This window comes from Kitasatospora albolonga (assembly GCA_002082585.1).
GTDB lineage: Bacteria > Actinomycetota > Actinomycetes > Streptomycetales > Streptomycetaceae > Streptomyces > Streptomyces stephensoniae.
Map to the genome: position 1 here is coordinate 5,062,333 of CP020563.1, position 21,007 is coordinate 5,083,339.

12 protein-coding genes are annotated in these 21,007 nt (G+C 73.0%); 10 read left to right on the forward strand and 2 right to left on the reverse strand.

Annotated features, from left to right (window positions below):
- Positions 1-119: 119 nt before the first annotated feature.
- The 3 genes from B7C62_22490 to B7C62_22500 all read left to right on the forward strand — a co-directional run bounded on the left by B7C62_22490 (position 120) and on the right by B7C62_22500 (position 3,567).
- Positions 120-695, forward strand: a complete 576-nt coding sequence (locus tag B7C62_22490; GenBank protein ARF74693.1) for an RNA polymerase sigma factor ShbA — start codon at positions 120-122, stop codon at positions 693-695.
- A 140-nt stretch (positions 696-835) separates the two neighbouring features.
- Positions 836-2,338: an IMP dehydrogenase gene (locus tag B7C62_22495; GenBank protein ID ARF74694.1), complete on the forward strand. Its 1,503-nt coding sequence runs from the start codon at positions 836-838 to the stop codon at positions 2,336-2,338.
- A gap of 104 nt (positions 2,339-2,442) precedes the next feature.
- Positions 2,443-3,567, forward strand: a complete 1,125-nt coding sequence (locus B7C62_22500; protein ID ARF74695.1) for an inosine 5-monophosphate dehydrogenase — start codon at positions 2,443-2,445, stop codon at positions 3,565-3,567.
- A 74-nt stretch (positions 3,568-3,641) separates the two neighbouring features.
- Here the strand turns inward: B7C62_22500 and B7C62_22505 are convergent, their stop codons facing one another.
- Positions 3,642-4,283 carry a hypothetical protein gene (locus tag B7C62_22505; protein ARF77324.1) on the reverse strand — a complete coding sequence of 214 codons (642 nt, stop codon included), beginning with the start codon at positions 4,281-4,283 and terminating at the stop codon, positions 3,642-3,644.
- Positions 4,284-4,449: 166 nt separating this feature from the next.
- On the reverse strand, positions 4,450-5,712 hold the full coding sequence (locus tag B7C62_22510) for a UDP-N-acetyl-D-glucosamine dehydrogenase (GenBank protein ARF74696.1): 1,263 nt from the start codon (positions 5,710-5,712) through the stop codon (positions 4,450-4,452).
- A gap of 246 nt (positions 5,713-5,958) precedes the next feature.
- Here B7C62_22510 and B7C62_22515 point away from each other — a divergent pair, with 246 nt between their 5' ends.
- The 7 genes from B7C62_22515 to B7C62_22545 all read left to right on the forward strand — a co-directional run bounded on the left by B7C62_22515 (position 5,959) and on the right by B7C62_22545 (position 21,004).
- Entirely contained in the window at positions 5,959-7,665 is a 1,707-nt protein-coding gene (locus B7C62_22515; protein ARF77325.1) for a glycerol-3-phosphate dehydrogenase, read from the forward strand.
- A 286-nt stretch (positions 7,666-7,951) separates the two neighbouring features.
- Positions 7,952-10,150 carry a serine/threonine protein kinase gene (locus B7C62_22520; GenBank protein ID ARF74697.1) on the forward strand — a complete coding sequence of 733 codons (2,199 nt, stop codon included), beginning with the start codon at positions 7,952-7,954 and terminating at the stop codon, positions 10,148-10,150.
- A gap of 225 nt (positions 10,151-10,375) precedes the next feature.
- The gene (locus tag B7C62_22525; GenBank protein ARF74698.1) at positions 10,376-13,579 is read left to right on the forward strand and encodes a serine/threonine protein kinase; all 3,204 of its coding nucleotides are present in this window, start codon (positions 10,376-10,378) and stop codon (positions 13,577-13,579) included.
- Positions 13,580-13,724: 145 nt separating this feature from the next.
- Complete coding sequence (locus tag B7C62_22530) at positions 13,725-15,491, forward strand: serine/threonine protein kinase (protein ID ARF74699.1); 1,767 nt, start codon at positions 13,725-13,727, stop codon at positions 15,489-15,491.
- Between the two features lie 89 nt (positions 15,492-15,580).
- A complete protein-coding gene (locus tag B7C62_22535) occupies positions 15,581-17,212 on the forward strand; it encodes a serine/threonine protein kinase (GenBank protein ARF74700.1) in 1,632 nt (543 codons plus the stop codon).
- A gap of 244 nt (positions 17,213-17,456) precedes the next feature.
- Positions 17,457-19,073 carry a succinic semialdehyde dehydrogenase gene (gene gabD2, locus B7C62_22540; GenBank protein ID ARF74701.1) on the forward strand — a complete coding sequence of 539 codons (1,617 nt, stop codon included), beginning with the start codon at positions 17,457-17,459 and terminating at the stop codon, positions 19,071-19,073.
- 50 nt (positions 19,074-19,123) lie between these two features.
- Entirely contained in the window at positions 19,124-21,004 is a 1,881-nt protein-coding gene (locus tag B7C62_22545) for a cholesterol oxidase (GenBank protein ID ARF74702.1), read from the forward strand.
- Positions 21,005-21,007 lie beyond the last annotated feature (3 nt).

Sequence of the window (21,007 nt, forward strand, 5' to 3'; positions counted from 1 at the left end):
CGGTCGAGCGGAAGGGGAGGGCGCAGGACATGACATCCGGCGCACCCGCTCATAACGCTTCGGTGCACAACTCGGGACGCGGTGAAGCGGACCGCGGGGCATCAGGGCACCATGGTCCGATGCGCGAGGACGAGACCACGGTGATCGGTGCCCTCGTGCACCGTGCCGTCGACGGCGACGCGCAGGCCACGCACGATCTGCTCGCCCACGTCCACCCCCTCGCCCTGCGCTACTGCCGCGCCCGGCTCAACCGTCTCCCCGGTGACGCTCGCCACTTCGTGGAGGACCTCGCGCAGGAGGTCTGCGTCGCCGTGCTGATGGCGCTGCCGCGCTACAAGGACACCGGCAGGCCCTTCGAGGCGTTCGTCTTCGCCATCGCCGGGCACAAGGTCGCCGACCTCCAGCGCGCCGCGATGCGCCACCCGGGCTCGACCGCCGTCCCCTCCGACGAGATGCCGGAGCGGCCCGACGACTCCCTCGGCCCGGAGGAGCGCGCCCTGCTCAGCAGCGACGCCGCCTGGGCCAAGAAGCTTCTCGCCAATCTCCCGGAGAGCCAGCGCGAGCTGCTGGTCCTGCGGGTCGCGGTCGGACTGACCGCCGAGGAGACCGGGCGGATGCTCGGGATGTCCCCGGGGGCGGTCCGGGTGGCCCAGCACCGCGCGCTCAGCAGGCTGCGGGCGCTGGCCGAGCAGTAGGGGCCGTCCGCGGAGTGCACCTGTAAAGGTTCCGTAGGAAGCTACAGAACACTCAAGTGATCTTGTTCGTGGAATGAGACGCCCGTAGAGGCCGTTAGCATGGACATCCGCACCGATCAAGGCCATTTGGGGAAGGTGTCATGACTGCAAACGTCGACGGAGTGCCTGAGAAATTTGCGACGCTCGGGCTGACATACGACGACGTGCTGCTGCTGCCGGGCGCGTCCGAGGTCCTGCCCAACGCGGTCGACACCTCGACCCTCATCTCGCGCAACGTCCGGGTGAACATCCCGCTGCTGTCGGCCGCCATGGACAAGGTGACCGAGTCCCGGATGGCCATCGCCATGGCCCGTCAGGGCGGCGTCGGCGTGCTGCACCGCAACCTCTCGATCGAGGACCAGGTCAACCAGGTCGATCTGGTCAAGCGGTCCGAGTCCGGGATGGTCACCGACCCCATCACCGTGCACCCCGACGCCACCCTCGGCGAGGCGGACGCGCTCTGCGCCAAGTTCCGCATCAGCGGCGTGCCGGTCACCGACGCCTCGGGCAAGCTCCTGGGCATCGTGACCAACCGCGACATGGCCTTCGAGTCGGACCGTACGCGCCAGGTGCGCGAGGTCATGACGCCGATGCCGCTCGTCACCGGCAAGGTCGGCATCTCCGGCGTCGAGGCCATGGAGCTGCTGCGCCGCCACAAGATCGAGAAGCTGCCGCTGGTCGACGAGGCCGGTCTCCTCAAGGGCCTCATCACGGTCAAGGACTTCAAGAAGGCCGAGCAGTACCCGAACGCCGCCAAGGACGCCGACGGCCGTCTGCTGGTCGGCGCGGCCGTCGGTGCCAGCCCCGAGGCGCTGGAGCGCGCCCAGGCGCTCGCGTCCGCCGGGGTCGACTTCCTGATCGTCGACACCTCGCACGGCCACAACCGCAACGCCCTCGACTGGATGGCGAAGATCAAGTCGAGCGTCGGCGTCGACGTCATCGGCGGCAACGTCGCCACCCGCGACGGCGCCCAGGCGCTGATCGACGCCGGGGTCGACGGCGTGAAGGTCGGCGTCGGACCCGGCTCGATCTGTACCACCCGCGTGGTCGCCGGTATCGGCGTCCCGCAGGTCACCGCGATCTACGAGGCCGCGCTCGCCGCGCGTGCCGCGGGCGTCCCGGTCATCGGCGACGGCGGCCTCCAGTACAGCGGCGACATCGGCAAGGCGCTCGCCGCGGGCGCGGACAGCGTGATGCTGGGCAGCCTCCTCGCGGGCTGCGAGGAGTCACCCGGCGAGCTGATGTTCATCAACGGCAAGCAGTTCAAGTCCTACCGGGGCATGGGCTCGCTGGGCGCCATGCAGTCCCGCGGCCAGGGCCGGTCGTACTCCAAGGACCGCTATTTCCAGGCCGAGGTCTCCTCGGACGACAAGCTCGTCCCCGAGGGCATCGAGGGCCAGGTGCCCTACCGGGGTCCGCTGGCCAACGTCCTCCACCAGCTCGTCGGCGGCCTGCGCCAGACCATGGGATACGTGGGCGCCGAGTCCGTCGACCAGATGGAGAGCAAGGGCCGCTTCGTGCGGATCACCTCGGCGGGGCTCAAGGAGAGCCACCCGCACGACATCCAGATGACGGTGGAAGCACCGAACTACAGCAGGAAGTAACGCGTCACCGCAGGTGAGGGGCGGACCGGAGTTCCCGGTACCGCCCCTCACGTGTGCGTCGGGGATACTGGTCAGCGCAGACGTAGAGGGAAAGGCCACACATCGTGACTGAGATCGAGATCGGGCGCGGCAAGCGCGGCCGCCGGGCTTACGCATTCGACGACATCGCTGTCGTACCGAGCCGCCGCACCCGGGACCCGAAGGAGGTCTCGATCGCCTGGCAGATCGACGCCTACCGCTTCGAGCTGCCGTTCCTGGCCGCTCCCATGGACTCCGTGGTCTCCCCGCAGCACGCCATCCGCATCGGTGAGCTCGGCGGCCTGGGCGTCCTCAACCTGGAAGGGCTCTGGACCCGGCACGCCGACCCGCAGCCGCTGCTGGACGAGATCGCCCAGATGCCGGTCGAGACCGCGACCCGCCGGCTCCAGGAGATCTACTCCGCCCCCATCCAGGAGGAGCTGATCGGGCAGCGCATCAAGGAGGTGCGCGACTCCGGTGTGGTCACCGCCGCCGCGCTCTCCCCGCAGCGCACCGCCCAGTTCTCCAAGGCCGTCGTGGACGCCGGGGTGGACATCTTCGTCATCCGCGGTACGACGGTCTCCGCCGAGCACGTCTCGGGCGCGGCCGAGCCGCTCAACCTGAAGCAGTTCATCTACGAGCTGGACGTCCCGGTCATCGTCGGCGGCTGCGCCACGTACACCGCCGCCCTGCACCTGATGCGGACCGGCGCGGCCGGTGTCCTCGTCGGCTTCGGCGGCGGCGCCGCGCACACCACCCGTAACGTCTTCGGCATCCAGGTCCCGATGGCCACCGCCGTCGCGGACGTGGCCGGGGCCCGCCGGGACTACATGGACGAGTCCGGCGGCCGGTACGTGCACGTCATCGCGGACGGCGGCGTCGGCTGGTCCGGCGACCTGCCGAAGGCCATCGCCTGCGGTGCGGACGCCGTGATGATGGGCTCCCCGCTGGCCCGCGCCACGGACGCGCCCGGCCGGGGCCGCCACTGGGGCATGGAGGCCGTCCACGAGGACGTGCCGCGCGGCAAGCTGGTCGACCTCGGCCCGGTCGGGACGACGGAGGAGGTCCTCACCGGCCCCTCCCACACCCCGGACGGCTCGATGAACATCTTCGGTGCCCTGCGCCGCGCGATGGCCACCACCGGGTACAGCGACCTCAAGGAGTTCCAGCGCGTCGAGGTGACGGTGGCGGACTCGCAGCACCGCCGCTGACCAGCGCGTACGTACGCGGAGGGGCCCGGACCGTGGTGAACGGTCCGGGCCCCTCCGCGTGGTCGTACCGGGTGTCAGTTCGCCTTCTTCACGCCACCGAACGCGGCGAGCGCGCCGAAGGCGAAGAAGACGTACGTCATGAAGCCGGACTCCGCCGTCCAGGCCCGCGTCACGGCGTCGAAGTGGTCGAAGAGGACGTCGGAGAACGAGACGTGCGCGACGTCCGCCATGACCATCGTGTAGCCGATGAGCTGGCCCAGGTAGACGGCGGCGATCGAGAGGACGGCCGCCGCGCCGATGATCACCGGGTTGGCGCCGCCGAGCTTTCCGGCCGCGAAGCCGATGAGGAAGCCGACGCCGACCGCCGCGTAACCGAACTCGCGCTCGATGGACCCCATGAGCACGCCGTACAGGACGCCCGCGACGATCGCCGCGCCGAGGGCGGCCAGGACGCCGTACAGGATGTTGTTGCGGGCCGGGGGAGCGGGGGGAGCCGGGGCGAAGGGGGTGCCGCCGCCGAAGGGACCGGGCTGCTGGCCCTGCTGGTCCGCGAAGGGGTTGCCGGTGGGCGCCGGGGCCTGCTGGCCGTACGGGGCCGGGGGCTGCTGGCCGTAGGGGGCGCCCGCCGGGGCGGGGGCGCCCGGTCCGCCCGCGTACGGGTTGCCGTCTACGGGCTGGGCGCCGTACGGCTGCTGGGGCTGGTTCGGCGGCTGCACGGGCTGGCTCACGTGGGTCTCCCCCTGGGGCGAAATGCGCAGGTGCGTTTCTTGACGCGAACATGTGTGCGCTCTGTGACGCCGCACGGTAGCAGTACGCACCGGAATTGGTCACTAGCCAATCTCGGTGGCTGGTACACGCCCTCGGAGTGGCCGGTACATGTCGTCAGAGCCGGTGCGCGGCTCCCGCCGGGGTGGCGCCCCGGGTGTCCAGGAGCAGCTGCGCCTTCACCGCGAGCCCCTGGAGGTCGTACGTGCGGTGCTGCTGGAGCAGTACGGTCAGGTCGGCGGCGGCCGCCGCCTCGTACAGCGAGTCGGCGCGCGGGACGGGGAGTTCGCGTACCCGCCAGTCCAGGACGTGCGGGTCGTGGTAGCCGATCTGGGCGCCCATGTCCATCAGCCGGGTGGCGATCTCGCGGGCGGGCGCGGCCTCCTGGTCGGCGCTGTCCGGCTTGTAGGTGACCCCGAGCAGCAGCACGCGCGCGCCCCGGACGGATTTGCCGTGCTCGTTCAGGAGGGTGGCGCAGCGCTGGATGACGTACCGGGGCATCCGCTCGTTGATCTCCTGCGCCAGTGAGACCATCCGCAGCGGGTGGCCGGGCGTCCGGCCGCTGTACGGGAGACAGCCCGGGTCCACCGGGACGCCGTGGCCGCCGACGCCGGGGCCGGGGCGGAAGGGGTGGAAGCCGAAGGGTTTGGTCTCGGCGCACCGGATGACGTCCCACAGGTCGACGCCCAGGTCGTGGCAGGCCACCGCCATCTCGTTGACCAGCGCGATGTTGACGTGCCGGAAGTTGGTCTCCAGCACCTTGGTCATCTCCGCCTCGCGCGGTCCCCGGGCCCGTACGACCTTGTCGGTGAGGCGGCCGTAGAAGGCGGCGGCCGACTCGGTGCAGGCGGGGGTGAGGCCGCCGATGACCTTGGGGGTGGAGGCGTAGGTGTGGGTGCGGTTGCCGGGGTCGAGCCGGCTGGGGGAGCAGGCGAGGTGGAAGTCGCGTCCGGCGGTGAGCCCGGAGCCCTCCTCGAGCAGGGGGCGCAGGAAGCCCTCGGTGGTGCCGGGGGGTACGGCGGACTCCAGCAGCACGGTGGTGTGCGGGCGCAGCCGGGCGGCCAGGGCGCGGGCGGCGTCGCCGAGGGCGGTGAGGTCGACGGTGCGGTCGGGGCCGAGGGGGGTGGGGGAGCAGATCACGGCGGTACGGACCCGGCCCAGCTCGGCGGCGCTGGTGGTGGGCCGGAAGCCGCCGGAGAGCATGCGGCGGATGTCGGACGCGGTGAGGGGCCCCTCGACGGGGGTGCGGCCCGCCCGCAGCTCCGCGCAGGGGCGTGGGTCGGTGTCGTAGCCGACGGTGTCGATCCCGGCGGCCACGGCGGCCTGGACGAGGGGCAGGCCGAGGTGGCCGAGTCCGATGACGGCGAGGTCTGCGGGCATGTCGAAGGCCGCCTTCCCTAAGACCGAGGAGCGAAAAGCGCAACCGCTGTGGACAGCGCAATGTCAGACTAGGCGTAAATATGACCTATATGTCGCATTCCGTGACGCCTGTCGTCCGGGTGTTGTCCACAGGCGGTGGCTGAAGTCGCGGAGCGCGGACAGAATCGAGAAGTGGACACGGGCGGCCGGCCCCTCGGCCGGGTGGCGCTCCTGTGTCCGACCACCCCGATCCACCGGGAGGCAGCAGTGAGGACAGCGACACTGGGACCCGCCGAGCGCACCGCCGCGCTCGCCGCCATGGCCGAACGCGAACTGGACGTGCTGGTCGTGGGGGCGGGAGTCGTCGGCGCGGGCACGGCGCTGGACGCCGCCACCCGGGGGCTTTCGACCGGGCTGGTCGAGGCGCGCGACTGGGCGTCCGGCACATCGAGCCGGTCGAGCAAGCTGATCCACGGGGGGCTGCGCTATCTGGAGATGCTCGACTTCGCCCTGGTGCGGGAGGCGCTGAAGGAGCGCGGCCTGCTGCTGGAGCGGCTCGCCCCGCACCTGGTGAAGCCGGTGCCCTTCCTCTACCCGTTGCAGCACAAGGGGTGGGAGCGGCTCTACGCGGGCTCCGGCGTCGCGCTGTACGACGCGATGTCGGTCTCCTCCGGCCACGGCCGGGGCCTCCCCGTGCACCGCCACCTCTCCCGCCGCCGCGCCCTGCGGGTCGCCCCCGCGCTGAAGAAGGACGCCCTGGTCGGCGCGTTGCAGTACTACGACGCCCAGATGGACGACGCCCGCTTCGTCACCGAGCTCGTCCGCACCGCCGCCTCCTACGGGGCCCAGGTCGCCAACCGGGCCCGGGTGACCGGCTTCCTCCGCGAGGGCGAGCGGGTCGTGGGCGCGCTGGTCCAGGACGTGGAGGGCGGCACGGAGTACGAGGTCCGCGCCAAGCAGGTCGTCAACGCGACCGGCGTGTGGACGGACGACACCCAGGGGCTCATCGGGGAGCGCGGACAGTTCCACGTCCGGGCCTCCAAGGGCATCCACCTGGTCGTCCCCAAGGACCGCATCCACTCCTCCACCGGCCTCATCCTGCGCACCGAGAAGTCCGTGCTCTTCGTGATCCCGTGGGGGCGGCACTGGATCATCGGCACCACGGACACCGACTGGGACCTGGACAAGGCCCACCCGGCCGCCTCCAGCGCCGATATCGACTATCTCCTCCAGCACGTCAACTCCGTCCTCAACACCCCGCTGACCAGGGACGACGTCCAGGGCGTCTACGCCGGGCTGCGCCCGCTGCTGGCCGGTGAGTCGGACGCCACCAGCAAGCTGTCCCGCGAGCACACGGTCGCCCACCCCGTCCCCGGGCTCGTCGTCGTGGCGGGCGGCAAGTACACGACGTACCGGGTGATGGCGAAGGACGCGGTGGACGAGGCGGTGCACGGGCTCGACCAGCGGGTGGCCGCCTGTGTCACCGAGGACACCCCGCTGCTGGGCGCCGAAGGGTACCGGGCCCTGTGGAACGCGCGGGCCAGGATCGCCGCCCGGACCGGGCTCCATGTCGTCCGGGTGGAGCATCTGCTCAACCGGTACGGCTCAATGACGGAAGAAATCCTGGAACTGATCCTGGCCGACCCCACCCTGGGCGAACCCCTGCCCGCCGCCGACGACTACCTCCGCGCCGAGATCGTCTACGCCGCCTCCCACGAGGGCGCCCGCCATCTGGACGACGTCCTGACCCGGCGCACCCGGATCTCCATCGAGACCTTCGACCGGGGCACCCGCAGCGCCCGCCTCTGCGCGGAGCTGATGGCCCCGGTGCTGGGCTGGGACGCGGACCGGATCGACCGGGAGGTCGAGCACTACGAGAAGCGGGTGGAGGCCGAACGCGAGTCGCAGCGGCAGCCCGACGACCTCACGGCGGACGCGGCCCGGCTCGGCGCGCCGGACATCGTGCCGGGCTAGGGGGTTCCGGGAGAGGCGTTCACCCGGGTTCACCTGGCGGTTCACCCGGTCGGTCACCGCCCTTCACGTACGGGCCAGTTGGGCGGGTAGGGCCCGGTGGAGCGGTGGTGGCCGCCCGGCCGGGCCTGGACGGGGAGGGCGGGTAGGTAGCAGGCTGTGGGGGATTCCCTCTTCGGGCCCTGTCGCGGCGGACCCCGGACCCGGCACCAGGACCGGTCCCGGGGTGAGGGACAATGAACGCTCTGCCAGGGCGGGTTGATCGCAGAGTTGATCGCAGAGGGGACGCATGTCGGAGGCGGAGCAGGCACGGGAGCCCCAAGGGGACAAGGACGGTCGTCTCCTCGCGGGGCGCTACCGGCTCGGGGGAGTGCTCGGCCGGGGCGGCATGGGCACGGTCTGGCGCGCCGATGACGAGACGCTCGGCCGCACGGTGGCGGTCAAGGAGCTGCGGTTCCCGGGCGCCATCGACGAGGACGAGAAGCGTCGGCTGATCACGCGCACCCTGCGTGAGGCCAAGGCGATCGCCCGGATTCGCAACAACGGCGCGGTGACGGTCTACGACGTGGTCGACGAGGACGACCGGCCGTGGATCGTGATGGAGCTGATCGAGGGCAAGTCCCTCGCCGAGGCGATCCGCGAGGACGGCACGCTGACGCCGAAGCGGGCCGCCGAGGTCGGGCTCGCCATCCTCGACGTCCTGCGCTCGGCGCACCGCGAGGGCATCCTGCACCGCGATGTGAAGCCGTCCAACGTGCTGATCGCCGAGGACGGCCGGGTCGTGCTCACCGACTTCGGCATCGCCCAGGTCGAGGGCGACCCCTCGGTCACCTCCACCGGCATGCTCGTCGGCGCCCCCTCGTACATCTCGCCGGAGCGGGCGCGCGGCCACAAGCCCGGACCGCCCGCCGACCTGTGGTCGCTCGGCGGACTGCTGTACGCGAGCGTCGAGGGCTGCCCGCCGTACGACAAGGGCTCGGCCATCGCCACCCTGACGGCCGTGATGACCGAACCGCTCGACCCGCCGAAGAACGCGGGCCCGCTGACCGAGGTCATCTACGGGCTCCTCGCCCGCGACCCCGACCAGCGGCTCGACGACGCCGGGGCGCGGGCGCTGCTCAACGACGTGATCAACGCCCCCGACGCGCCCGCGGTGCCGCCCGCCGACTCCACCCAGGTCATGGCCCTGCCCGCGGTTCCCGAAGCCGGGTCCGGCGCCGGGAAGTTCACCAAGGTGCCCAAGCCGCCGAAGCAGGGCGGCGGACCGGGCTCGGGCGACTCCGGCGAAGGCGCGCGCGACCGGCTGCGCGGAGCGCTGCGTTCCGTGCGCGGCGCGAAGGCCGCACCGGCCGTCGCGGCGGGAGCGGCAGGCGCTGCGGCGGCAGCCACGACTTCCCCCGCAGCGGCCGCTTCTTCCTCGCCCGCGGCTTCCGCGTCCGCCGCCACCGGCTCGCCCGTCCCCCCGCCGAAGCACGCAGCGCCGCCCACCACGCCGACCGGGAAGGCCACCACCGCCTCTCCGTCCTCCGGCTCTCCCGCAGCCGCCACCACCGCCACGGCCACCGGCACCAAGTCCCCGGCGGGACCGACGGGTTCCGGGGCCGCATCCGGCGCGTCCGTACCCGGGCAGCGCCCCCCGGCCTCACCGGCCTCCACCCGCGCCTCGATCACGGATGTCGTGCCGCGCCGCACGCTCGCGATCATCGCGGGCGTCATCGTGCTGGCGATCCTCGGCACGGTCCTGGCGTTCAGCCTGGGCGGCGACGGCGACAAGGCCAACGCCGGTAAGGGCAAGGGCGACACGGCCTCCGCCGGGGCCTCGGCGGGCGGTTCCGAGGGCGAGGGCGACAGCGAGGGCGGTGCGTCGGGCGGCCAGAAGGAGGGGCAGGGCACCGGGGAGGGCAAGGCTCCCGAGGGCGACCCGTCCGACGGCCCCGCCGATGGCCCGAAGACGGACGATCCGGCCGACGGCCCGGAGGGCGACGACGAGGGCGACGACCCGAAGGACGACGAGCCGGGCGACACCCTGCCCGCCGGGTACGCCACGGTCACCGACGACCGGTTCCACTTCACGATGGCGATGCCCGGCACCTTCAAGCGCACGGCCATAGCGGGCCGCAACTCCGGCGGGGTCTACAACGCCGAGCCCGGCAGCTTCCCCCGGGTCCAGGTCGACTTCAACAACTCGCCCCGGGACGACGCGTCCGCCGCCTGGCGCGGGGCCGTCGCCAGCACCAAGATCCTCAGCGACGCCTACAAGCACGTGAGCATAAAGAAGGTCGAGTACAACGGCTATCCGACCGTGGCCGACTGGACGTTCGAGCGCAGCCACAAAGGCGTCCGGGTCCGGGTGCTCAACCGGGGCTTCAAGGTCGATGCCCGGCGCGGCTACTCGATCATGATCAGTTGCAAGATCGACGAGTGGGACGGCGAGGAGTGCCGCACGCTCCGCGAGACGGCGTTCGCCACCTTCACGCCCACGAAGTGACCTCCGCGAACGGGCCGTCGAGCAGGGCGGGAAAGGCGTATTGGGCGGGCCGGGTTGCCACGACCCGGCCCGTTGGCCCGCGTTGCCACGTATCGTAAGAAGACGGAGACCGTACGCAGCCGGAACAGCGGCCGGAACAGTGGGCCGATCGCCCGCCGGACGACCGCGACCGACTGATGCGTACGGTTCGATGACCGGGGGAACAGCGCGCTCTGGGGAGGCGTCGTGGACGACTACGCGGGTCGGGTGCTTGCCGACCGCTACCGCCTTCCGCTGCCCCCGTCCGACGGGTACGAACTGGTCGAGACCCGGGCGTTCGACACGTACAGCGGGCAGGAAGTCCTGGTCCGTCAGGTGCCGTTGCCGGAGATCGTGGACGCCGAGGTGCTCGACGCGGACGGCCGGTCGGCGGCCGGGCGCACGACGGGGCGGGCGGTGCGCCGGAGTACAGACCCGGCGGTCCGGCGCGCGATAGAGGCCGCGCAGGCCGCCGCCCAGGTGCCCGACCACCCCCGGCTCGACCAGGTCTTCGACGTGTTCGCCGAGGCCGGTTCGCTCTGGATAGTCAGCGAGCTCGTCGCGGCCCGCCCCCTCGCCGCCCTTCTCGCCGAACGCCCCCTGAACCCCTACCGGGCCGCCGAGATCGGCTCCGACGTGCTCACCGCCCTGCGGGTGCTCCACGCGCACGGCTGGACCCACCGCAACATCACCGTCCGCACGGTCCTGGTCTGCGACGACGGCCGCGTGATGCTGACCGGCCTGGCGGCGGGCGCCGCCGAGGAGGCGCTCTGCGGATATGCCCCCGAGCCGCTGCCCGACGACGAGCAGGCGCCGCCGTCGCCCGCTTCGGAGGCGTACGGCACCGGCACCGGGAGCCAGGAGATGTACGGGGGGTACGGGACCTACGGGGCCCCTGAGGTTTCCGGTGCCGACGAGACGCAGGGGATACCGGTCGTCGAGGCGGTCGACGCCGTCGAGCCGGGTGAGCTGCCCGGTGAGCTGCCGGGCGGGGATGACGGGGCTGAGGGGGCTGACGGGCCGTCCGACGGGCCGAACGCGTCCGGTCCGCCCGGCGCGCGTGGCGTGTCCGGAGTGCCGGACGGCCGGGGGCCCTATTCCTTCCCGTCGGCCGGGAGCTACGACAGCCAGGAACTCCCGCTCGTACCGCCGTATGTGCGGGCGCACCCCCCGCACCCCCCGCAGCCGTACGCGCACCGCCCGGACCGGGGCGAGGAGCAGGCGCCCGAGCAGCACAGGGCTCTCGGGGCCGAGGAGACGTATGGGACGCCCGGCGGCCAGGAGCTCGTTCCGCGTCCCGCCACGCCCGCCGTGCCCTACACCGCCGCCCCCAGGCCCCCCGCCGAGCCGGGAGCCGGGAGCGCCGCCCAGCTGCGGGCCGCCCGCGCCGGGGCGATCGCCGCCTACCGGGCCGGGGCGCGCGCCGCCGCCCGGGTCACCGAGGACCGCAGGCAGCCGACCGGGACCGGCGGGGAGGCGACGGACGCACCCGGTACGGGGACGGCGCCCGCCGCAGACACCACGCACGCGCCCGACGAGCACACCCCCGGCACGGGGACCGGCTCCGGAGCCGTCCCCATCCAGCGCCACGACCTCGACCCCGACCCCGCACCCCCCTCCGCCTCCTCCCTCCCCGGCCCCCGTCTCACCGCCGGTCCCTGGGGCAGCCCGCCCGAGGACCCCTACGACGACGAGGACGAGGACGACGACGAGGAGGGCCCCCGCCCGTCCGGCCGACGCGTCCACCTCGCGGGCACCTGGGACGACGGCCCAGGCTCCGGGCGCTCCGTCCCGGCGGGCGGCTCCGGCGGCTTCGGCGGCTCCGGGCAGGACGCGCTGCGCGCCGACTCCCGGCGCCCGGGACCGCCCGCCCTCGCCCCCGCCTCCCGTCTCCCGGCCGAGCGGCCCCCCTCCAGCGCCTGGGAGGAGGCCGTCGCGGGCAGCCGCAAGGTCGCCGTCTACCGGGGCCCCGCCACCCCGCTCGCCGCCGAGCGCGCCCGGCAGGCGCGGATCGCCGTCGTCGGGCCCGTCACCGAACGGTGGGCGCCGGAACAGGCCGGTCCGGTCCACGACAACTGGCAGCTCGCGCCCCCCATCGGCCCCGCCACCGACCTGTGGGCGCTCGGCGCGCTGCTCTACCGCGCCGTCCAGGGCCACGCGCCCTACCCCGAGGAGAACGCGGCCGAGCTCGTCCAGATGGTCTGCGCCGAGCCGCCCGCCTTCGCGGAGGAGTGCGGCGCGCTGCGGCCCGTCGTCGAGTCGCTGCTGCGCCAGGACCCCACGGAGCGGCCGGAGTTCGAGGAGCTGCGCGGCTGGCTGCGCTCCCTCGTGCGGTCCGCCCCCGAGCCCGAGGCGGGCGCCGACGTCGTCCCGCTGCCCGCGCCCGACGCCACCCGGCTCCCGGTCGTACGCCGCCGGGGCGAGCTGGTCCGCAGGCGCCGGGGCCGGTTCGGCGGCGGGTCCGCGCACGGCCGTCACCGCCAGGGCAGGCGGCAGCGCCGGCAGGTGGAGGAGCAGCGCCTCGACCCGCGCCGGACGCCGACCCGCCACGAGTCGGTGCTGCCCCCCGACCCCGAGCAGGGCCGGGCCCACCCGGTCGACGCCTGGGAGCCCCGGCCGCGCGAGGGGCGCGCACCGCGCGAGCCCAAGGGCCCCCGGGTGCTGCGGGAGCCGTCCCGGCCGCGCGACGGGCGCTCGCCGCGCCACCTCGGCCGGCTGCTGCTGGTCCTGATCCTGCTGCTGATGGCCGCGGCCATCGCGTACGCCTTCCTCTTCATGCCGAAGCAGGAGCCGGCCGGGCAGCAGGGGGCGCGGACCGGCGCGTCCGGACAGCCCACGGGCTCCGCCGCCCCGCCCCCCGCCGCCTCCGGTTCGCCCGCACCCTCCGACGGGCCGGGCACCGACCCCGGCTCCGGCTCCCAGCAGCCGCAGACCAGCGGCTCCGCCGTCGCGCTCCCCGCCGGGTATGTGCTCCGCAAGGACACGGAGGGCTTCGAGGTCGGCGTACCGAAGGACTGGCAGCGCAGCCCGGCCAACGCGGACCGTCAGATCCGTTACGGCAGCGACGGGTTCACGCTCCTCGTGGTGCCCGGCCGGGACACGGTCAAGGCGGGCGGCAGCGACCCGCTGGACTACCAGCGCGTCAAGCAGCTCGAACTCCAGCCGTTCCGGGAGTCCAGCTGGGCCACCTCGTCGGGGCTGCGCCGGGTCGACGTGGGGCGGCAGGCCATGGCCGAGGGGCAGTTCACCTGGCAGGAGAGCGGCGGCCGGGAGGTGTACGTCCGCAACCTCGCCATGATCGTCGACGGCCGCTACCACGTCATCCAGGCCATCGGCCCGGTGAACGACCGCGACAAGGTCACCGAGATCTACCAGCAGGCCATCGCCTCGTACCGGACGAACGCCTCCTGACCGCCCGTCACCGGCTCCTCACGGGACCGGCCGTTGTGCGGTGCCGACAACCATCACGGTGCGGTCTCGTGGGCGATCCCCCGTTCCGCCCCGCCGCCCCGGCTCCGTAATCTGGCAAGCTGAGGAACTGGGGGGCGGGACACACGTGGACCGATCAGAAGGCACGGCTGCGGGACTGGTGCTGGCGGGGCGTTACCGGCTGGGCGAGGAGCTGGGGCGCGGGGGCATGGGCAAGGTGTGGCGCGCCCATGACGAGGTGCTGCACCGCACGGTCGCCGTCAAGGAGTTGACCGCCGGGCTGTACGTGGCCGAGGCCGACCGGCTCGTCCTGCACGCCCGCACCCAGAAGGAGGCGCGCGCGGCGGCCCGCATCACGCACCCCGGCGTCGTCACCGTCCACGACGTGATCGAGTACGACAAGCGCCCCTGGATCGTCATGCAGTACGTCGACGGGCCCTCGCTCGCCGACGAGGCCAAGGAGAAGGGCGAGATCGCCCCGCGCGAGGCGGCCCGCATCGGCCTCCACGTACTGAGCGCCCTGCGCGCCGCCCACACCGCCGGGGTGCTGCACCGGGACGTCAAGCCCGGCAACGTCCTGCTGGCCCGCGACGGGCAGGTGCTCCTCACCGACTTCGGGATCGCCGCGATCGAGGGCGACTCCACGATCACCCGGACCGGTGAACTGGTCGGCTCCATCGACTACCTGGCGCCCGAACGGGTACGCGGCGGCGACCCCGGCCCCGCCTCCGACCTCTGGTCGCTGGGCGCCACGCTGTACACGGCGGTGGAGGGGCGCTCGCCCTTCCGCCGTACGTCCCCGATCTCCACCATGCAGGCCGTCGTCACCGAGGAACCGCCCGCCCCCGTCAACGCCGGTCCCCTCGGTCCCGTCATCACCGCGCTGCTCCGCAAGGACCCGGCCGGGCGCCCCACGGCCGCCGAGACCGAGCAGATGCTGCTGGACGCCATGGAGGGCCGGGAGCCGCGCTCGGTCCAGGCGTACGTGCCGACCGAACGGGTGCCGGAGGAGGCCAGGTTCGGGTACGCAGGCCAGGACGGCTCCACGGCCCGGCTCCCCGGAACGGCCGGACTCCCGGGAACGGCCGGACCGACGGGAACGGCCGGACTCCCCGGAACGCCCGGTGCGGACGGAACCGCTCCCGGCAACGGAACCGCCCCCGGCCCCGCTCCCGCCTTCGGCCCCGCCTCCGCCCCCGTCACCCGGCGCGCAGGCTCCCGGCGGTGGCGCACGGTGCTCGCCGTGGTCGTCGCGGCGGCGGTCCTCGGGGGAGCGGCCGGGCTGGTCGCGATGAAGTACGGGCCCGGCGCCTCGGCCAGCGGCCGTACGGGCACCGCCCCCACCACCGCCCCCACCGTCCCCACCACGCCTTCCGCGCCGCGGACGACCCCGGCCCCCACCACCCCCGCCCCCACGCAGGGAGGTTCGGAGATACCCGACGGCTGGCACCGGGTCGACGACCCGGCGGGCTTCAGCCTGGTCGTACCGGAGGACTGGACGCGCCAGGTGAACGGAGGGCAGATCGACTACACCCCGGACGACGGGGTCCACCGCATCCGCATCAGCGTCGACCCGGACCCCGACTTCGACCATCCGTATCTGCACATGCGGAACATGGAGGAGCAGCTGGCGGAACGGCTGCCGGGCTACCAGCGCATCAGGCTGGAGAAGAACACCTTCCGCGACCGGCCGGGCTCGCTCTGGGAGTTCACCTGGAACGAGACCAAGGACCACGCGGGCCCCCGGCACGGGATCGACCAGATGTACTACGGCGGGCCCGGCGGCCCCGAGTACGCCCTGTACCTGACCGCCCCGCAGGAGGGCTGGGAGACCAGCCGCGAGCAGTTCGACATCATGCTGCGCAGCTGGCGGGCGCCGGGCACGCAGGACTGAACGGCCACCCCGCCCCCGTACGTCACGGGTCTGCATCCGGTGACCGGCTCCTGTGGTGTCCGCCCCGGGGTGTGACCCAGGATGGGGCCATGAACAACCACGGGGGACGGGCGGACGAGCCCACCAGCTACGGACTCCAGCCGCCGCACACACCGCCGCCCGCTCACATTCCCGCTCCCGCGAGCCCTGTGGACACCACGAGCGCCCCCACCGTCCCCGCGAGCGCCCCGGACGGTGCGGCGAACCGGGTCGTCGGCGGGCGCTACCGGCTGCTGTCCCGGCTCGGGCACGGCGGGATGGGCACGGTGTGGCGGGCGCACGACCAGGTCGTCGACCGTGAGGTGGCCGTCAAGGAGCCCCGCGTACCGGACCATCTGGGCGAGCGCGAACACGCCACCGCCCACCGGCGCATGCAGGTGGAGGCGCGGGCCGCCGCGCGGATCGACCACCCCTCGGTCGTCACCGTCCACGATGTCGTCGTGGAGGACGGCAGGCCGTGGATCGTCATGGAGCTGGTGCGCGGCCAGTCGCTCGGCGACCGTCTCCAGGAGGGCATCCTCGACACCCGCGAGGCCGCCAGGATCGGCCTCGCGGTCCTCGACGCCCTGACCGCCGCCCACACCGCGGGCATCCTGCACCGGGACGTCAAGCCGGACAACGTGCTGCTCGGCACCGCCGACCGGGTCGTCCTCACCGACTTCGGGATCGCCCAGGTGGAGGGGGAGCAGCGGCTCACGGAGACCGGGGCGTTCATCGGGTCGCCCGAGTACATCTCGCCGGAGCGGGTCCTCGGCCAGCACCCCGGGCCCGCCTCGGACCTCTGGTCGCTGGGGGTCGTGCTGTACGCGGCGGTGGAGGGGATGTCCCCGTACCGCCGCTCGAACACCCCGGCCACCCTCCAGGCCGTGCTCTCCGCCGAACCGCAGCTGCCCGCCCGGGCCACGGGCGCCTTCGGGCTGCTCGTGATGCGGCTGCTCCGCAAGGACCCGGCGGCCCGGCCGTCCGCCGCCGAGGTCCGCCGGGTGCTCCAGGAGACCGCCGCCCCGGCGCCGGTCACGGAGCCCTTCGTGGCGAAGGAGGGCGGCGGCAGGTGGCTGCCGCCGGTCCTGCACCGCAACCGCCCCGCGCAGTTCGGCCTGGCGGGCGGGGCGCTGGCCGTCCTCCTGGCGCTGGTGCTGGTGCTGTTCAACCCGTTCGCGGGCGACGGACCGCCCGAGGGCTGGCAGATCCGGCCGGAGAACGAGGTGCTCTCGGCGGATGTGTCGGTGCCCGAGGAGTACAAGCGGGTCCAGCAGGACGGGGAACTGGTCTGGTACGCGGACCCCAGCGACGTCTTCGAGATCACCTTCTGGCGACGGGGCCTGAAGGAGGACGGCGAGGACGGCGGCGACCCCGGCCCCGATGTGGCGGCCCGTACGGCCTATTACGAGAACGGCGGGGAGGACACCACACAGATGGAGGGCGCTTCCGTGACCCATAAGAAGGTCACGCACCAGGGCCGCGCCGCCATCGAGATGACCACCGACTACATCCCGTACGGCTCCGGCTCCGACGACGACCCGGTGCGCTACCGCCTCCGGGAGCTGCTGATCCCCGGTGAGAAGGCGGCGGACCCGCACTGGAACGTACGGGTCCGGATGCCCGCGAAGGGGCAGGCGTCGAGGGACGGGGAGAAGATCTTCGCCGAGGCCGTCAAGGGCCTGAAGATCCATGGTTCCTGAGCGCGGCCGACCCATGGTTCCTGAGCGCGGCGGATTCCTGTTCCCGGGAGGGGCGGGAATCAGAATTTCGCGCGCGGCGGGCAGACCGCGCCCGCCCGGTCTGCCGTATAGCCCCTGATCAGGCGTTATACCGCCAGTGATCACTGGCTTGTTCGAGCCGATGGCTCCGAGCGGCCGACGGGTCCGGCGAAAAACTGTTACCCACGGGTACCCAAAGGGTGCGCCGCGGCATACTCTCGGCCTCATGACGGACTCGCAGGCCCCTGACGCCCCCCTCGGTACGAACCCCGTCGCGGTTGCCCCCGCGGGCGTACGCACCGCCGCCGATGTGGTCACCCCCGAGGTGATCGCCCAGCTGGTCCGCGGTGTCGTCGGATCGGGACGTACGGCCAACCACGCGCCCTTCACCGGGGAGAAGCTGGCCGATCTGCCCGAGTCCACCCCCGAGGACGTGGCCACCGCCTTCGACCGGGCCCGCGCCGCCCAGCCCGCCTGGGCCGCCACCCCCGTACGGCAGCGGGCCGCGATCCTCCTGCGCTTCCACGACCTGGTCCTCAGCCGCCAGTCCGAGGTGCTCGACCTCATCCAGCTGGAGACCGGCAAGGCCCGGCTGCACGCCCACGAGGAGGTGCAGTCCGTCGCGGTCGCCGCCCGCCACTACGGCCGCCGGGCCGCCGCCTACCTCAAGCCCAAGCGGCACACGGGTGTCGTCCCGACCCTCACCAAGGTCACCGAGCTGCGCCAGCCGCGCGGGGTCATCGGCCAGATCGCCCCCTGGAACTACCCCTTCGAGCTCTCCGTGGGCGACGCGCTGCCCGCGTTCGTCTCCGGCAACGCCGTCGTGATGAAGCCCGACACGGAGACCGCGCTCACCGCGCTCTGGGCCCGTGACCTGCTCATCGAGGCCGGGCTGCCCGCCGGGGTCTTCCAGATCGTGCTGGGCGAGGGCCCCGTCGTCGGCCCCGAGGTCGTCAGCCGCGCCGACTACGTCTCCTTCACCGGCTCCACCCGCACCGGCCGCGAGGTCGCCGTGGGCGCCGCCTCCCGTCTCGTCGGGGTCTCCCTGGAGCTCGGCGGCAAGAACGCCATGCTCGTCCTCAAGGACGCCGACGTGGAGAAGGCCGCCCAGGGTGCCGTGCGCGCCTGCTTCTCCTCCGCCGGACAGCTCTGCATCTCCATCGAGCGGCTGTACGTCCACGAGTCGGTCGCGGACGACTTCGTGGAGCGGTTCGCCACCCGGACGAAGGCCATGCGGCTCGGCAACTCCCTCGCGTACGGCGCCGACATGGGCTCCCTCGTCGGGCCGCGCCAGCTGGAGACCGTCAGCCGCCATGTGGCCGAGGCCGTCGAGAAGGGCGCCACGCTCGTCGCGGGCGGGGTCGCGCGCCCCGACATCGGCCCCCTCTTCTACGAGCCGACCATCCTGGACGGGGTGGAGGCGCCGATGGCCGTCTGCACCGAGGAGACCTTCGGTCCGGTCGTCTCCATCTACCGCTTCACCGACGAGGACGAGGTGATCGCGCTGGCCAACGCGACCCCGTACGGCCTCAACTCCAGCGTCTGGACCACCGACGCCAAGCGCGGCCACCGGGTCGCCGCCCGCCTGCGGACCGGCACCGTCAACATCAACGAGGGGTACGCCCCCGCCTACGGCAGCGTCCAGTCCCCGATGGGCGGCATGAAGGACTCCGGCCTCGGCCGGCGGCACGGCTCCGAGGGCATTCTCAAGTTCACCGAGGCCCAGACCGTCGCCCAGCAGCGGCTGATCCCGCTGGCCCCGTCCTTCGGCATGGACGACGAGAAGTACGCCGCGTTCATGACCCGCAGCCTGAAGGCGATGAAGGCGTTCCGGCTGCGCTGAGCGCCCGTCGAGACGCCCTGTCCCCTGCCCTTTTCGTACCGAGGAGCGCCATGTCCCAGGACAGCCCTGCCCAGAAACAGCCCGTGAGCCATGTCCCGGCCGAGGACGACGCCGCGTACGACTACGACGTCCTGGTCGTCGGCTCGGGGTTCGGGGGCGCGGTCTCGGCGCTCCGGCTGACGGAGAAGGGCTACCGCGTCGGCGTCCTGGAGGCGGGCCGCCGCTTCACCCCCGGCACGCTCCCCAAGACCTCCTGGGACCTGAAGAACTACCTGTGGGCCCCCGCCCTCGGCCTCTTCGGCATCCAGCGCGTCCATCTGCTCGGCAACGTCATGGTGCTCGCGGGCGCCGGGGTCGGCGGCGGCTCGCTCAACTACGCCAACACGCTGTACGTGCCGCCCGCCCCGTTCTTCGAGGACCGCCAGTGGGCCTCGATCACCGACTGGCAGGACGAGCTCAAGCCGTACTACGACCAGGCCCGCCGGATGCTCGGGGTCCGCCTCAACCCCACCATGACCCCCTCCGACATCCACCTCAAGGCCGCCGCCGAGGCGATGGGCGTCGGCGACACCTTCCACCTGGCCCCGGTCGGCGTCTTCTTCGGCGACGGCAAGGACGCCGACGGCACGGCCAGGGCGAAGCCGGGGGACACCGTCCCCGACCCGTACTTCGGCGGCGCCGGACCCGCGCGCAAGGCGTGCACCGAGTGCGGCGAGTGCATGACGGGGTGCCGCCACGGCGCGAAGAACACCCTCAACGAGAACTACCTCCACCTCGCGGAGAAGGCCGGAGCGGTCATCCACCCGATGACCTCCGTCGTCGCGGTCACCGACCACCCCGACGGCGGCTACCGCGTCCTCACCGTCCCCACCGACCGCCGCCGCAAGGCGAAGCCCACGAAGCTGCGCGCCCGGAAGGTGGTCGTCGCGGCGGGCACGTACGGCACCCAGACCCTGCTGCACACCATGAAGGACCGGGGGCTGCTGCCCCGGCTCTCCACCAGGCTCGGCGAGCTGACCCGGACCAACTCCGAGGCCCTGGTCGGCTCCCAGACCAGCGACCGCCGCTACCGCAAGAAGCACGGCATCGCGAAGGCCGACTTCTCCCAGGGCGTCGCGATCACCTCGTCCATCCACCCGGACGACAACACCCACATCGAGCCCGTCCGCTACGGCAAGGGCTCCAACGCCATGGGCTCCATGTCGATCCTCCAGGTGCCCTACGGGGCCCACCGGGTGCGCGGCTGGCTCGCCAACATGATCAAGCACCCCACCCTCGCGGCCCGTTCGCTCTCCAACCGCCGCTGGTCCGAGCGGACCATCATCGGACTCGTCATGCAGTCGCTCGACAACTCCCTGACCACCTACCGCAAACCGGGCGGCATCGGCAAAGGGCTGCTCACCGCCCGCCAGGGCCACGGCGCCCCCAACCCGACCCAGATCGCGGAGGCCACCCGCAGCGCCACCCTGCTCGCGGAGGAGATCAACGGCTTCGCCGGCTCCAACGTCGGCGAGCTGATGGGCACCCCGCTCACCGCCCACTTCCTCGGCGGCTGCCCGATCGGCGCGAGCGCGGAGGAGGGCGTCATCGACCCGTACCACCGCCTCTACGGCCACCCCGGCATCAGCGTGGTCGACGGCTCGGCGGTCTCCGCCAACCTGGGCGTCAACCCCTCGCTGACCATCACCGCCCAGGCCGAGCGCGCGATGTCCTTCTGGCCCAACAAGGGCGAGGCGGACCCGCGCCCGGAGCAGGGCGAGTCCTACGAACGCCTCACCCCGGTCGAGCCGTTGGCCCCGACCGTGCCCAAGGACGCGTTCGCGGCGCTGAAACTGCCGTTCCTGGGCATCCCCGTCGTACCGCCGAAGGGGACGGTGGAGGCGGGCACCGGGGTGAAGGGCGTCGGGAACACCCCCGTACCCCGTCCGTGACCG

Bases quoted from the DNA above. Each gene is read 5' to 3' on its own strand.
- B7C62_22490 (ARF74693.1), top strand. From the start codon at position 120: ATGCGCGAGGACGAGACCACGGTGATCGGTGCCCTCGTGCACCGTGCC.
- B7C62_22495 (ARF74694.1), top strand. From the start codon at position 836: ATGACTGCAAACGTCGACGGAGTGCCTGAGAAATTTGCGACGCTCGGG.
- B7C62_22510 (ARF74696.1), bottom strand. From the start codon at position 5,712: ATGCCCGCAGACCTCGCCGTCATCGGACTCGGCCACCTCGGCCTGCCC.
- B7C62_22520 (ARF74697.1), top strand. From the start codon at position 7,952: ATGTCGGAGGCGGAGCAGGCACGGGAGCCCCAAGGGGACAAGGACGGT.
- B7C62_22535 (ARF74700.1), top strand. From the start codon at position 15,581: ATGAACAACCACGGGGGACGGGCGGACGAGCCCACCAGCTACGGACTC.
- gabD2 (ARF74701.1), top strand. From the start codon at position 17,457: ATGACGGACTCGCAGGCCCCTGACGCCCCCCTCGGTACGAACCCCGTC.
- B7C62_22545 (ARF74702.1), top strand. From the start codon at position 19,124: ATGTCCCAGGACAGCCCTGCCCAGAAACAGCCCGTGAGCCATGTCCCG.